This is a genomic window from Saccharothrix carnea, assembly GCF_003014735.1.
Lineage (GTDB): Bacteria > Actinomycetota > Actinomycetes > Mycobacteriales > Pseudonocardiaceae > Actinosynnema > Actinosynnema carneum.
Genome location: NZ_PYAX01000003.1, coordinates 258,967 through 273,307, shown reverse-complemented (window position 1 = coordinate 273,307; position 14,341 = coordinate 258,967). Strand labels below are relative to the sequence as shown.

The window sequence follows — 14,341 nt, the reverse complement described above, 5'->3', positions numbered from 1 at the left end:
TGATCGCCGTCGCGCGCCGGGTCGCTACTGCGTGGCGGGGAGGCGCAGAGCCTGCTCGACCAGCTGCGCCAGCTTCGGGTCGGCCGGGTCCTGGTCGCCCTCGACCCACACCACCTGCGTGATGCGCAGCTGCGCGCCCTTGACCGACACCTTGCCGGCGGACCGGTCGAACGACGCCGGACCGCCTTCCCAGCCCCGGCCCTCCTTCACCAGCGGCGTCACACCGCCCGTGCCCGCCACCGACGCGATCGCGTGCAGCTCGCCCGCCCTCGTGGCGTCGGGCAGGCTCAGCTCGGCGATCGCGACACCGGCCCTGCGGCCATCCACTGTGGTCTCGTACTGGACACGCCGCAGCTGCATGCACACGTGCTCGGACAACCAGGCCCGGACGTCGCCGAACGCGTGCCCGGCGCAGTCCTCGGTCCGGTCCGCGCCGCGCGGCGAGAAGTTCCGGCCGTCGACCACGACGGTGGTGGGCTGCGGTGTCGGCGAGGCGGACGTCGAGCTGTCCGCCCGGTCGCCCGCCGACAGCGAGATGATCAGCGCAATGACCAGCAGCACGGCGAGGACCGCGCCGCCCACGTAGGGCAGCACCTTGCGGGTCGTCGGCACGGGCGTGACCTTCGGCAGCAGCATCGTGCTCGCCGACGCGAGGTCGGCCGCCGTGTCGGAGAAGCCCTCCGCGATCAGGTGCTGGCGGGTGGGCGGCACACCGGTCGGCGCGAGCACGGCGACCAGCTTGGCCGCGTGGTCCGCGGAACAGGGCCGGTCGCTGGTGGCCAGCTCCCGTGCGGCGGCCAGCAGCGTGGTCGGCTTCGGGTGCAGGACGCGCACGCCCCGGTTGAGGTCCACGGTCGGCTGCACGACCTGGCCGACGTACGGTCCGACCGCCACGACGGTGGTCACCGGCAGCGGCTCGCCGCGCATGTCCTGGATCCGCCGGGCCACGGCGGTGGTGGCCTCCAGCGCCTCGGCGGCCGGGCTCATCGCGCCGTCCGGGCGGGTCAGCGGCCAGCCGTCGATCTTCCACTGCCCGTTCAGCGGCGCCTCCAGCCGCATGGCCGGGTCCGGCAGGTCGACGCCGACGACCACGAGCACGCCGCGCGGCAGCACGATCACCGCGTCCAGGTCGCGGGGGCTGTCCGGCGGTCGTACCCCGAGCAGCGCGATACCGCCGAGCACGGCGTCACCGTTGCCCCACGTGCTCAACGCGGCGCGCACGTCGGCGCCCACCGCGGAGGGCTCGGTCCCGAGTCGGATCAGCCGCACAAGATCACCACAAGGTCGCACCGTTCGGCGTTCCACACGGTCGGACACGGTAGCGCCGCCGGGGCGTGGTCCGTCGCCCGCATCGCGGGAGATGACGTTGCGTGACGACCATCACCTGAACGGGGGTGACTCGTTAGTCGGTTTGCTCCCCCCTGCATTGGAGGTTTGTCCGTGATGCGCAAAGCCGCCCTGCTCGCGGCGGGCACGCTGGCACTGTCCGCAGCGGTCGCCCCGTCCGCCTCCGCCGGTCTGCTCGCACCCGTGTCGACCCTGTTGGCCAGTCAGTTGTCCAGCGGCACCCAGGCCGGGACGGTGTTCGTCCACGGCGCCGACCTCGCCGCCGCCGAGCGGGCGGTGCGGGAGTCCGGGCTGAGCCGGATCACCAGCTTCGACCGGATCGGGGTGGTGGCCGCGCGTGGCACGGCCGCGCAGATCACCGCGGTGCGGGCGGCGGCGGGCGTGACGTACGTGGAGGCGAACCGGCCGATCCAGTTCACCGGGGCCACGTCGCACACGGCGACCCGTGGGTTCGAGGCGCGCCAGACCCTGACCGGTGCGAACGGGCTGGCGCTGGACGGCAGCGGCGTCAGCGTCGCGGTGATCGACTCCGGGGTGGACCCGACGCACCCGATGTTCAAGCAGCCGGACGGCCGGACCAAGGTCGTGCGGAACCTCAAGAGCGTCTGCCTGGACGAGGCGAGCGCGGCGACCGGCTGCATCCTGGACGTGCCGACGTCGGTGGACACCGACCTGCTGTCGGTCGGCGGCCACGGCACGCACGTCACGGGGATCGCGGTCGGCAGTGACACGACGTTGAGCGACGGCACGGTGGTGCGCGGCGCGGCACCGGGCGCGAAGGCCGTGGTGATCTCCACCGGCGCGGTGCTGTTCATCATCGGGGCCGACGCGGCGCTGAACTGGGTGCTGGAGAACCACCGGGCACCGTGCGGCGCGGGCGTCCCGGCGTCGGTCTGCCCGCCGATCAAGGTGGTCAACAACTCGTACGGGCCGTCCGGCGGCGGCGCGTTCGACCCGGACTCCACGACGGTCAAGCTCCAGCGGGCGCTGGCCGCCGAGGGCGTCGTGACGGTGTGGGCGAACGGGAACGACGGCGGCGACGGCAGCGCGAACCTGTCCAACCCGGCCGGTCAGGACCCGACGCCCGGTGTGCTGTCGGTGGCGTCGTACCACGACCTGGGCACCGGGACGCGGGACGGCGCGGTGTCGGAGTACTCGTCGCGAGGGCTGGTCACGGATCCCTCGACGTGGCCGGACATCTCCGCGCCGGGCGAGGACATCACCTCGGCGTGCCGTCCCTACCTGGTGATCTGCGCGACCGGGTTGCAGCCGCGGAACGGGCCGGGGCTGTTGGATGTCGGAACGTTCAACACGATCAGCGGCACGTCGATGGCGGCGCCGCACATCGCCGGCATCGTGGCGCAGCTGTTCCAGGCCAGGCCGGGTGCGACGGCGGGGGAGGTCGAGGCGGCGTTGAAGTCGACGGCGTACCGGTACGGGGCGGGGTACCAGGTGGTCGGGCCGTACCCGAGCAGCCACGACAAGGGAACGGGGCTGGTGGACGTGGTGGCGGCGGTCGGAGCGTTGTGATCGGCGGGTGTGATCATCGGGAGATCGCGGTCGGCGCTCCCGTGATCGCGGAAAGTGACCTCGCGGTCCGGTGCCAGGCCGCGAGGTCGCCGATCTTCGGGTCGAAAGTCCTGTATCTGACCCGCCCGGGTGAGGAACGGGATGGTTCTTATGGCGGACTGCTGCTGTAGCGGGCAGAATGACCAAGTCGGGAATTCACAAGATCGTCCGCGTCATCGAGAGGTCGTAGGGGAAGACGTCCCTCGTCGAGTAGCGGAGGTCAGCTGTGAGCACCCGTGGCAGCAGCAGTGGCGTGGTCTACGTCCACTCGTCGCCGTCTGCGGTCTGTCCGCACGTCGAGTGGGCGATCTCGGGCACCCTCGGTGAGCGAGCGGACCTCAAGTGGGCGGCGCAACCCGCGGCGCCAGGTCAGTTGCGCGCCGAATGCAACTGGACCGGCGACGCCGGCACCGGTGCCCGACTCGTGTCCGCGCTCAGGGCGTGGCCGATGCTCAGGTTCGAGGTGACGGAAGACCCGAGTCCGGGCGTGGACGGCGTGCGGTACTGCTTCGCGCCCGTGTTGGGGTTGTGGCACGCGCGGACGAGCGCGAACGGCGACATAGTTGTTTCAGAGGACCAACTCCGGTCGTTGGCGGCGCGCAGCAGAGGTGGCGAGTCGTTCGCGCACGGTGTGGACGAGATTCTCGGTGCGGCGTGGGATGACGCCTTGGAACCGTTCCGGCGGGCTGGTGACGGTGCGCCGGTGACGTGGTTGCACCGGGTGGGGTGAGTCCTCGGGTTCGGTTCGATCTCTCAAGTCCGGCTCGGTGGTTGGGTCCGGCTCGGTGGTTGGGTCCGGCTCGATTTGACATGGGGCCCTTACGGGCACTCCAGGCAGGCCAAAGCCGGCAGGCCCGGCGGGGAAGAGCGTCCCGCCAGGCCTGCCGGCTTCGACCAGCCTAAAGCACCCGAACCCATGTCAAATCGAGCCTCGGTGGGCTGGCGGCGGGTCCGATGTGGGCGCGGTGAGTTTGGTGGGTGTGGAGGGCGGGCGGCGGGGTCGGGATTTGGGTGCGGCCTCGCCGGCGGGCGGTGGGTCCGATGTGGGTGCGGTCGGGCCGGTGGCCTCGGGGGCGCTGTGGGTCCGTTGTGGGCACGAGGGTTTGTGCAGGCCTCAGCGGTGCTGTTCCGGGTCCGAGGTGGGTGCGGTGAGGGCCGGTTGCCTCGGGGGCTGGGTGGCGGTTCCGTTGTGGGGTTCGTGCCAGGCGGCCATCAGGTCTCGGTAGAGCGGCGAGGTGGTGAGGAGGTCCTGGTGGTTGCCCAGGAGGGGTGGGCCGCCGTCCATGACGAGGACCTGGTCGGCGCGCAGGGCGGAGGAGAGGCGGTGGGCGATGACGATCAGGGTGCCGTTGCGGGTGGCGAAGGCTTGTTCCACCAGGGCTTCGGCGGCCGGGTCGAGAGCTGAGGTTGCCTCGTCGAGGATGACGACGTCGGCGGTCGAGGCGTAGACGCGGGCGGCGGAGAGGAGTTGGGCTTCGCCGGCGGAGAGGCCGGCGGCGGAGTGGCCCAGGGTGGCGGAGAGGCCGCCGAGGCGGGTGATCAGGTCGGTGGCGCCGACTGCGGCTGCGGCTGCCAGGAGTGCGGTGTCGGAGGCGGTGGGGGCGAGCAGGGCGAGGTTCTCGCGGATCGTGCCGGTGAACAGGTAGGTCTCTTGGGGGACCAGGGCGATGCGTTGGTGGCGGAGTTCGGGTGCCACTGATCGGATTGGCACGTGGCCGAAGCGGACGTGGCCGGCTTGGGGTTCGACCAGGCCCGTGATGAGGCCGGCCAGGGTGGACTTGCCGATGCCGCTCGGGCCCACCACGGCGAGGTGGGAGCCTTCCGGCAGGACGAGGTCCAGGGAACGGACCACCGGTTCGGCGGTGGGGCTCCAGCCGAAGGTGACGTGGTCCAGTTCGACCTCGAAGCCTTCGGGTACGGCGTCGCCGGTCGGTGGGTCGATGGGCGGGGCGGCTTCGGCCAGGCGGCGCAGAGCCACGACGAGGCGCAGGACGATGGTGCTGGTCGTGTCCGCCAGGCGGCGCAGGGCGGGCTGGACGCTGGTGCTCAGGTAGACCACGGCACCGAGCACCTCGCCGACCGTCAACGTGCCCGCTCGCACCATTCCCGGGGCCATGAGCAGCAACAACACGAGTGGGACGAAGCCGCCCAGCGCGATCACGATGCCGCGCAGCGCGGTGGCGAACGCCAGTCGCACGGTCGCCGAGGCCTGTCGGTCCACCTGGGTCATCACGTCGCGCAAGGCGTGCTCGGCGCCGTCGACGGCGGTCACGTCACGCACGCCGAGGAACACCGTGCCGGCTACCGAAGCGGCTTGTTCGTCGGCCATCACGAGGCGGCGTTGGCCGCGGGCCAGGGAGGGCAGGAGCAGGCCGAACAGCACCAGTGCGGCGACGACGGGCAGGGTCACCAGCCATGCCAGCGACGAGACCGTGGCGGCCAGGCCGATCAGGGCGGCGGCGGTGGTGACGAGCAGGGCTCGGGCCTGGACCAGGACGCCGGCGGTGGCGTCGCGGACCACTTCGACGTGACGGGTGATGCGGGCGACGGCGCTCGCGTCCGGTTGGCGGGTCTGCGAGCCGGCGTGCAGCACGCCGCGCACGACCTGGCGCACCAGAGCGTCCCGCAACGGCTCGACCACGGCGCCCAGTCGGCGGAACACCTGGCGCAGGCCGAAGCCGCCGAGGACGGCGACGGCGGCGAACACGAGCAGCCAACCGACGCCGACCCACGGGCGGCCGGCGGCGAAGCCGCGGTCCACGGCCAGGCCGACCAGCCGGCCGGAGAGGAGCGCGGGCACCCCTTCCAGCACCGACCAGCCGAGCAGGACCACGATGCCGCGCCGCTGGTCGCGCAACGCCCGCAGGTAGGTCATCAGCCGAACACCGCCCGGTAGTCGTCGTCGTGCCAGAGGTCGGAGTGCGGTCCGACCGCGCGGACCCGGCCGTCGTCCAGCCAGACGACGACGTCGGCACGGCGGGCGGTCGCGGCGCGGTGGGTGACGACCACCCTGGTCCGGCCGGGCAGCGCCGACTCGACCGCGCGTTCCACAGTGGACTCGGTGACCATGTCGAGGCTGGCCGTGGCGTCGTCGAGCACGAGGATGGCCGGGTCGCGGACGAACGCCCTGGCCAGGCCGAGTCGTTGTGCCTCGCCGCCGGACATCGGCGCGGCGGCCATCGGTGTGTCGTAGCCCTGGGGGAGCCGGACGACCACGTCGTGCACCTGGGCGGCGCGGCAGGCGGCTTCGACGTCGGTCCGGTGCGGCTCGGTGCCGTAGCGGACCGCGTCGGCGACGGTGGTGCCGACCAGCGCCGGCCGTTCGAACGCGTAGCCGACCGATCCGCCGCGCCGCACGTCACCCGAGGACGGCCTGGTCAGGCCACCGATCACCGAGGCGAGCGCGGACTTGCCCGAGCCGGACCGGCCGACCACGGCGACGAAGGTGCCGGCGGCGACGGTGAGGTCGACGTCGTGCAGCGCGTCGGGCACGGTCACGCCGGTCAGCACGATCTCGCCGGTCGTCGTGGAGGCGGGGGGTTCGCTCCGGGGCAGGGGAGTTTCCAGTACCTCTTGCAACCTCCGCCCGGACGCCCGAGCGCGTTGCAGGGCGGTGAGCAGGGCGGTCTGGCCGACCACGGTCATGCCCAGGGCGACGTAGCCGAGGGTGGCGAGCACGTCGCCGACGCTGAGGCGGCCCGCGACCACGCCGAAGCCCGCGGCGGTCAGCACGGCCAGCTCCACGAGGGGCAGCAGGAGGCCGGCCCGCCAGATCATCCGGGCCTGCGTGCGCCACATGCCGACACCCGCTGCGGTCAGGCGGGGCAGCGGGCGCAGGACGCGTTCGGCTTCCTGGTCGGCGCGACCGGAGGCGGCGATGGTGCGCAGGCCGCCGACCGCGTCCACCAGTCGTGCGGACAACTCGCCGGAGACCTCCTGGTAGGTGGCGACGTCGGCGGCCGTAAGGCGCAGGTGCGAGCGCACCAGGAGCGCGGCCAGCGGCACGCTCAACAGGAACACCACGGCGAGCCGCCAGTCCAGCAGCGCCAGCGCCGTGATCGCGCCCGCCGCCGTGACCACGGAGATGCCGAGGTTCACCGCGAGCACCGCGACGCCACCCGCGATCGCGCTGTCACCGGTCAGCCTGCTCACCGCGTCACCGGCCTCGAACCGCGCCGGGTGGCCCAACGCCAGCAGGTGCGCGGTCAGCCGGTGGCGCAGCCACGCCGCACCACGTGCGGTGATCGCCGCCGCCAGCACCACGCCGATCGCGTCGCCGAGCACCTCCACGCCCGCGAGCCCGACCAGCCACCACACCGTGCCCGCGTCGAGCCGCCCGGCCAGCGCCATGTCCACGGCGGAGGCGAGGGCGGTGGGCAGGAGCAGCCCGGCGGCGGTGGCGGGCAGGGCGTTCAACGCCAGCAGCAGCCACCGGAGATCACGCCGGATGACGCCGGACAGCACCACGGTCTCCGAACTCCTAGGTCGATCGCCGGGGGCGGGCGCATGATGGGTCCGCGACGCCGGAGGCGGCGCAACGCGAGAAACCGGGTGAGCGGCGCACTTCCACTGCGCCGCTCACCCGGACCCGCGAGGGGATTCGTCAGCAGAGGATCAGGCTGACGGTGGAGTGGCTGCACGGGAGCAGCAGGGACGCGTTGGACGCGGTCGTGCTGCCGCCGCCACCGCCGCTGCTGCCACCGGTCGCCATCGCGTTCGACTGGGCCTCGGGGGTCTCGAGGTCCTGCAGGTCGAGGATGAAGTCCATCGTGACTCCTCAATGTCGGGGAAAAGGGGTACTGCTACCGGTCCGTGGGGACCGGGGCTGAGAGGAACGGCAACACGGGTGTGCCGTCCAGGGCGGCGCCGAGCGCCAGCAGCACGCCCGCGCCACCGGTGTCGACGTCCATCGAGAGCCGCCGCAACTGGATGCCGGGGAACGCCAGGCCCTCCTGGTAGGGCACGGCGTGCCAGGACAGTGCGGCCAGGTGCCGGTCGATCGCCTGCCGCGGGCCGTTCGCGTGGGCGAGGGTGGCCAGCAGACCGGCCCGGCCGAGCATCAGCGCCGGTTGGATCACGAACTCGCCGGTCGTGCCGCCGACCAGCTCCGGGAGCCGTTCGACGACCGGGAGGTCGGGCGCGGCCAGGCGGAACTCGTTGAGCACGAGGGCGATGCCCGCGCTGCCGACACCGACGTACGGCAGGGTGCGGAAGTTGCCGTCGCGGACCTGCGTCGAGCCGTCCAACGCGGTCATCGTCTCGGCCAGGTCCCGCTCCAGGGCGCGCACGCCGGCGTCGAGCCAACGACGGTCGTCGGTGTGCTGGAACAGCCGCAGGAACAGCAGCGCCGGGCCCGACCAGCCGTGCTCGAAACCCGCACGCGCCTTCGGGCCGGGCGGCTCGGCGTCCGCGAGCGCGGTGACGAGCCGTTCGCCCAGTTCCAGCGCCTGGGCGGCGTAGGTGTCGTCGTCACGCGTGCCGGCGAAGTGCAGCAGGTTCAGCCCGATGCCCGCCAGGCCCGCGCTCAGGCCGTGGTCACGGGTGTCCGGCACCACCTGCGCGTAGGAGCGGACCAGCTCCTCGGCCAGGTCGTGGTGGCCGAAGTTCTCCAGCACGTGCGCGATGCCGTGCGCGCCGGTGAAGAACCCGGGCTCCTTGGGCGGGTCGCGGCGCACCGCGTCCAGCAGCCACTGCTCGTGCTCGGGGTAGCGGCCCATGCCGGTCACGTCCAACGCGTGCAGCACGCCCGCCGCGCCGTAGCCGAACCCCGCGCCACCGACCTCGAACTGCTCGACGTCGCCGGGGAACAGCCGGTCCGTGCGCTGCGGCGTGGCGCTGGCCAGGATGCCCGCCGCGATGGACTTGCGGACCACCTGCCAGTCCGGTTCGGGCACGTCCAGCGCGGTGGCCGGGTAAGCCGGTGCGTCACGCCGCGTCAGGACTTCCAGGATCTTCGCGCAGTACTCGTCGGACAGGCCGAACCGCCGTTGGATGAAGTCCACGTGCGAGCGCAGCTTCGACGGCGCCAGGTCGATCACGGCGTTGAGCGGCAGGAAGACGTAGAGGCGCACGGCGGCCAGCGCGTGCTCGTCGATCTCGAAGCCGGTGCGGTCGGGCGGCGCCTGGAAGCCGGGCGAGCCGAGCGTGGGCTTGCCGTTCTCCTCGACGGCGAACGCCAGCTCGAAGTCGATCAGCGACACCGCGTCCTCGTCGTCCACCAGGATGTTGAGCGGGTGCAGGTCGCAGAACACGACACCGCGCTCGTGCACCGCGTGCACGATCCGCTCGACCTCGGCGACCAGCCGCAACGCCCGCTCGGTGTAAGCGGTGATCGCCTCGTCGGTGACCTCGTGGTGGGTGAGCGGGTAGTTGTTGCCCAGCCACTGGCCGAGCGGGCGGCCCGACACCCGGGACATGGCCACGAACTCGTGCTCCCACGCGGTGAAGTGCTCGAAGACCTCGGGCACGCCGGGCACACCGGCCACCTTGCTCAGCATCGCGTGCTCGCGGCGCAGCCGGGCCACCGCGTCGACGTTCTCGCGGTCCAGCCCGGCGTGCGGTCTGGCCTCCTTGAGCACGACCGGTCTGTCGTCGGCCTTGCGGACCGCCTCGTACACGCCGCCGCCGTTGGAGAAGTGCAGCGACTGCACCACCCGGTACGGGAACGCGTCGGCGTCACCGGCGCGGCGGGCGGCCAGGTGCTCCTCCAGGCACGCGGGCAGCCGCACCCAGTCCGGCACCCAGAACGTCGGCTTGCGCTGGTCGGGCACGAGCGCGCCGTCCGGGCCCTCGATGGCCAGCACGCGCTTGCCGTCCTGTTCCAGCCACTGCTCGACGAAACCGCCGTAGCGGACGAACAGCGGGCCGGCGCCGTAGCGGAGGTCGCTGAGGATGTACGCGCCCGGCTGGCCCTTGAGGATCTCGGACAACTCGACGAGCGTCGATTCCAGTTCCGCCTCGTCGGCCGGGTAGACGGTGATGAGCTTGCCGCTGCCCTCGCGTGGCGCGTACTTCGAGTTGCGGGCCAGCACGATCGACTGGGTGCGCAGGTATTTGAACGGGATCCGGCGCGCGATCAGGTACTCGTAGGACTTCAGCAGCACTTCGCCCGCGTTCAGCACGGTGGCCGAGACGTGCACCTTCCAGCCCTGCTTGGGCAGTACCACGCCGTCCGGGTGGACGTGCCGCCAGATGTTGCGGTCACCCTGCGTCCAGCCTTCCGGCAACGCGGGCAGCACCTGCGAGAAATCGTCTTCGGCGGTTTCCGCGTGGCTTTGCACGTCGTAGAACTGACGGTCCGCGAAGCAGTAGGCCTCATAGCGGAGGTCCACGGGATTTCGCCTCCTTGCGACTTTTCCGACCGGCATATTTCCGCACGACAAGACCGGAGAAGCCAATCCACCATTTCGGGGGGTGTTGACGTCCGTTCGTGGGTATGAGCATTCCTCGGATCGGTACTGAAGGTGGCTATCGGGTGTCCAGGGTCACCTGATCGCGAGGTTTAACTGCACGGAAGCGCGGACAGGGGCGGGTTGGGTGCCCTAAACGAAACGCGATCGTTCTTCGCGTTCGGTCGGGCTCACCTGCGGTTTCAGGATGTGTCCGCTGAATTGCGGGTTTGGTTACGGAACGTGTTCCGGGGGTCGTACGGGGCGTTGGGTGCGCTTTCACCGTGATGAACCCCGAAATCTCGGGAAAGTGCGTCCCGGTAGGTGGGGGAGCCATTGTGGGTAGCTATATCGGTCCGGTTAAACCGCACTGAGCGGGTCACCGGCTCGGCCGTCCGGGTGATTACCCGCGCGTACGGGCGCTGTGGCACGCTCCTGGGGTGTCCGCACGTCTGCTGCTGCCCGCCGTGCTCCTGGTCGCCGCCGCCACCGCGGGCGTCGGCGTGCTGGCGCGTGAGGCCTACCAGCGGCCCGCCGTGGCCCAGGGAGACCAGGTCGCCGCTCCCGGCTCGGGGCCGTCGAGTTCGGTTCCGCGCAGCGCGCAGCCGGGCAGCGGCACCGTGCAGCTGAGCGTCGACGCGGCGCAGCACCCGGACGGCCAACGCGTGCGGGAGGTGCTGCAGCAGTTCTTCGACGCGATCAACGGCCACGACTACGAGCAGTGGGCCAAGACCGTGACCGCGCACCGGGTCGGCCAGACGCCGAGGTCGCGGTGGCTGTCGGACTACGAGAGCTCGCGGGACGGGTCGATCCTGGTGCACCGGATCGAGTCGGTCTCCCAGACCAGGCTGCGGGTGCTGATGACGTTCACCAGCACGCAGGACGTCGCCAAGGCGCCGGCCGAGCTCCAGGCCGACTGCATCCACTGGCGCGTGGTCTACCCGCTGCAGGAGGAACGGGGCGCGCTCCGGGTCGACCTGGGCACCGAGGGCTCGACCTCCCAGTTCGCCGCCTGCTGACCGCGCCGGGCGGGTCGGGCTCCGCACACGGCGGTGGGGTCGCCCCCCGACAGAACGACCCCACCCATGACGCCCGCCCCCTACAGCGGGATGTTGCCGTGCGCGCCCCGGCCCGCCGGCGCCGCCGCGAGGGCCTCCGCCAGCTTGCGCCGCGTCTTCGTCGGCTCGACGACCTCGTCCACCACGCCGATCGCGATCGCCCGCTCCACGCCACCCGCGATGCGCTCGTGCTCCTCGACGAGCTTGGCGTGCAACGCCTCCCGCTCCTCGTCCGGCACGGCCGCCAGCTTCTTGCGGTGCAGGATGCCGACCGCGGCCTTGGCGCCCATCACGGCCACCTCGGCGATCGGCCACGCGAACACCGCCGTGGCGCCCAGCGACCGCGAGTTCATCGCGATGTACGCGCCGCCGTACGACTTGCGCGTCACCAACGTCACCCGCGGCACGACGGCCTCGCCGAACGCGTGCAGCAGCTTGGCACCGCGCCGCACGACGCCGTCCCACTCCTGGCCGACGCCCGGCAGGTAGCCCGGCACGTCCACCAGCACCAGCAGCGGCACGCCGAACGCGTCGCACATCCGCACGAACCGCGCCGCCTTCTCCGCCGACAGCGAGTCCAGGCACCCGCCCTTGCGGATCGGGTTGTTCGCGATCACGCCGACCGTGCGGCCACCGAGCCGACCGAGGCCGACCACGATGTTCGGCGCCCACTTGGCCTGCAGCTCCTCGAACGACTCGTCGTCCAGGATCGCCCGCACCAGCGGCTTGACGTCGTAGGCACGCTGCGGCTGCTCCGGCAGCAGCGCCCGCAGGTCGTCGCCGTCGGGCACCGAGTGCAGGTCGAACACGCCCGGCTGGGCGAACAGGCCGGTGATCCGCCGCGCGCGCTGGTAGGCGTCCGGCTCGTCGTCCGCGATCACGTGCACCACACCGGACTTGCGCCCGTGCGCCTCCGCGCCGCCGAGGCCGTCCATGTCGATCTGCTCGCCGGTCACCGACCGGACCACGTCCGGCCCGGTCACGAAGACCTTGCCGGCCGGAGCCATGATCACCACGTCGGTCAGCGCCGGGCCGTACGCGCCACCGCCCGCCGCCGGGCCGACCACCACGGAGATCTGCGGCACCCGGCCGGACGCCCGGATCATCGCGGCGAACATCTGACCCATGCCGTCCAGCGACTCCACGCCCTCCGGCAGCCGCGCGCCGCCGGAGTGCCAGACGCCGATCACCGGCGTGCGCTCGCGCACCGCGGTGTCGATCGCCTCCACGATGTGCCTGCACCCCTCGGAACCCAGCGCGCCGCCCATGCGCGTGGCGTCGCTGCAGTAGGCGACGACCTTCGCGCCGTTGATCCGGCCGCGCACGGCGAACATGCCGCTGCCGTCACGGGGCCGCAGCGGCGCGACGGACCCGGGGTCGAGCAGTTGCGCGAGCCGGACCTCCGGGTCGCGCGGATCGGTTTCGCCGTCCGCACCCGGGTTCGCCGGTCGGGACGCAAGGGCAGTCATCGAGAAGCTCCTCGTGAGACGGTCTGGCCCAAGACGATCAGGCTGAGGTGAAGACGAGCGAGACGTTGTGCCCGCCGAACCCGAACGAGTTGTTGACCGCGGCGATCAGGTCGATCTTGCGCGGTTCGCCGGTGACGACCTCCAGTTGCACCTTCGGGTCCTGGTTCTCCAGGTTCAGCGTCGGCGGCACGACGCCATCGCGCACCGACAGCAGCGTGGTGATCGCCTCCACCGCGCCCGAGGCGCCGAGCAGGTGGCCGTGGTTGCCCTTGGGCGCGGTCAGCACCGGGTGGTCGCCGATCGCGCGGCGCACGGCCTGCGGCTCGATCACGTCGCCCACCGGGGTGGACGTCGCGTGGCAGTTGACGTGGCCGATGTCGGCCGGGTCGACGCCCGCCATCCGGATCGCCTTGGCGATGGCCCGGGACTGGCCGATGCCCTCCGGGTCGGCCGCGGTGATGTGGTGGCCGTCCGAGCTGGTGCCGATGCCCGCGAGCTTGCCGTAGATCCGGGCGCCGCGGGCGCGGGCGAAGTCCTCGCGCTCCAGCACCATGATCCCGGCGCCCTCGCCGAGCACGAACCCGTCCCGGTCGACGTCGAACGGGCGCGAGGCGCGTTCGGGGTCGTCGTTGCGGGTGCTCATGGTCCGGGCCTGGATGAAGCCCGCCATGGTGATGGTGGTGATGCACGCTTCCGCGCCACCGGCCACGACCACGTCCGCCTCGCCGGCCTTCAGCATCCGGTACGCCCAGGCCAGCGCCTCGGCGCCGGACGCGCAGGCCGACACCGGCGCGTGCACGCCCGCGCGTGCCTTCAGGTCCAGGCCGACGTGCGCGGCGGGGCCGTTGGGCATGAGCATGGGCACGGTCAGCGGCGAGACCTTGCGCAGGCCGGACGCCTCGATCAGGTCGTCCTGGTCCAGCAGCGTCATCGCGCCGCCGATGCCGGTGCCGATCACGACGCCGAGCATCTCGGGGTCGACGTCGTCGGGGCCCAACCCGGCGTCCGCCCACGCCTGGCGGGCGGCGACCACCGCGACCTGCTCGCAGCGGTCCAGCCGGCGGGCCTCGACGCGCGGCAGCACCTCGGTCGGCTCGACCGCGAGCGGCGCGCCGATCTTCACCGGCAGCTCGAAGCGCTCCACGAAGTCGGCCGTCAGCGTCCGAACACCGCTGCGGCCGGCCAGGAGCGCGTCCCAGGTGGAGGCGACATCGCCACCGAGCGGGGTGGTGGCACCCAGCCCGGTGACGACGACGTCGTTGCTACTGGTCATGCGTTGCTGGCGATGTAGTTGACCGCATCGCCCACGGTCTTGAGGTTGGCCAGCTCGTCGTCCGGGATCTTCACGCCGAACTTGTCCTCGGCCTGCACGGCGATCTCCACCATGGACAGCGAGTCGATGTCCAGGTCGTCCACAAAGGACTTGTCAGCCGTCACGTCGGCCGCCTCGACACCGGCGACCTCCTCGACGATCTCGGCGAGCCCCTTCTGGATGTCCTCGTTGCTCACT

11 protein-coding genes are annotated in these 14,341 nt (G+C 72.0%); 3 read left to right on the top strand and 8 right to left on the bottom strand.

Features of this window, described 5'->3' with window-relative positions; all coding sequences use genetic code 11:
• Nucleotides 1-24: 24 nt before the first annotated feature.
• Entirely contained in the window at nucleotides 25-1,269 is a 1,245-nt protein-coding gene (locus B0I31_RS09540; protein WP_106614972.1) for a hypothetical protein, read from the bottom strand.
• Nucleotides 1,270-1,443: 174 nt separating this feature from the next.
• On the opposite strand from B0I31_RS09540, the gene B0I31_RS09535 reads away from it, so the two are divergent.
• The gene (locus B0I31_RS09535) at nucleotides 1,444-2,877 is read left to right on the top strand and encodes a S8 family peptidase (RefSeq protein ID WP_106614971.1); all 1,434 of its coding nucleotides are present in this window, start codon (nucleotides 1,444-1,446) and stop codon (nucleotides 2,875-2,877) included.
• A 265-nt stretch (nucleotides 2,878-3,142) separates the two neighbouring features.
• Nucleotides 3,143-3,646, top strand: coding sequence for a DUF3145 domain-containing protein (locus B0I31_RS09530; RefSeq protein ID WP_106614970.1), 504 nt, complete (start codon nucleotides 3,143-3,145; stop codon nucleotides 3,644-3,646).
• Between the two features lie 384 nt (nucleotides 3,647-4,030).
• Here B0I31_RS09530 and B0I31_RS09525 read toward each other — a convergent pair whose 3' ends face one another.
• From B0I31_RS09525 to lanKC, 4 genes are all read right to left on the bottom strand, one after another.
• On the bottom strand, nucleotides 4,031-5,791 hold the full coding sequence (locus B0I31_RS09525) for an ABC transporter ATP-binding protein (protein WP_106614969.1): 1,761 nt from the start codon (nucleotides 5,789-5,791) through the stop codon (nucleotides 4,031-4,033).
• Nucleotides 5,791-7,383 (bottom strand): ABC transporter ATP-binding protein, encoded by a 1,593-nt coding sequence (locus tag B0I31_RS09520; RefSeq protein WP_106614968.1) that lies wholly within the window; start codon nucleotides 7,381-7,383, stop codon nucleotides 5,791-5,793. The genes B0I31_RS09525 and B0I31_RS09520 overlap by 1 nt, the downstream gene beginning before the upstream one ends.
• Nucleotides 7,384-7,519: 136 nt before the next feature.
• Nucleotides 7,520-7,684, bottom strand: a complete 165-nt coding sequence (locus B0I31_RS09515) for a SapB/AmfS family lanthipeptide (RefSeq protein ID WP_106614967.1) — start codon at nucleotides 7,682-7,684, stop codon at nucleotides 7,520-7,522.
• A 34-nt stretch (nucleotides 7,685-7,718) separates the two neighbouring features.
• Nucleotides 7,719-10,247: a class III lanthionine synthetase LanKC gene (gene lanKC, locus B0I31_RS09510; RefSeq protein ID WP_106614966.1), complete on the bottom strand. Its 2,529-nt coding sequence runs from the start codon at nucleotides 10,245-10,247 to the stop codon at nucleotides 7,719-7,721.
• 497 nt (nucleotides 10,248-10,744) lie between these two features.
• Here lanKC and B0I31_RS09505 point away from each other — a divergent pair, with 497 nt between their 5' ends.
• Nucleotides 10,745-11,323: a hypothetical protein gene (locus tag B0I31_RS09505; RefSeq protein ID WP_245949773.1), complete on the top strand. Its 579-nt coding sequence runs from the start codon at nucleotides 10,745-10,747 to the stop codon at nucleotides 11,321-11,323.
• Nucleotides 11,324-11,403: 80 nt separating this feature from the next.
• Here B0I31_RS09505 and B0I31_RS09500 read toward each other — a convergent pair whose 3' ends face one another.
• From B0I31_RS09500 to B0I31_RS09490, 3 genes are read right to left on the bottom strand one after another with little or no spacing between them, the layout of a single operon-like run.
• Complete coding sequence (locus B0I31_RS09500; protein WP_106614965.1) at nucleotides 11,404-12,831, bottom strand: acyl-CoA carboxylase subunit beta; 1,428 nt, start codon at nucleotides 12,829-12,831, stop codon at nucleotides 11,404-11,406.
• A gap of 37 nt (nucleotides 12,832-12,868) precedes the next feature.
• The gene (locus tag B0I31_RS09495; protein ID WP_106614964.1) at nucleotides 12,869-14,104 is read right to left on the bottom strand and encodes a beta-ketoacyl-[acyl-carrier-protein] synthase family protein; all 1,236 of its coding nucleotides are present in this window, start codon (nucleotides 14,102-14,104) and stop codon (nucleotides 12,869-12,871) included.
• A complete protein-coding gene (locus tag B0I31_RS09490; protein ID WP_053720023.1) occupies nucleotides 14,101-14,340 on the bottom strand; it encodes an acyl carrier protein in 240 nt (79 codons plus the stop codon). The genes B0I31_RS09495 and B0I31_RS09490 overlap by 4 nt, the downstream gene beginning before the upstream one ends.
• Nucleotide 14,341 lies beyond the last annotated feature (1 nt).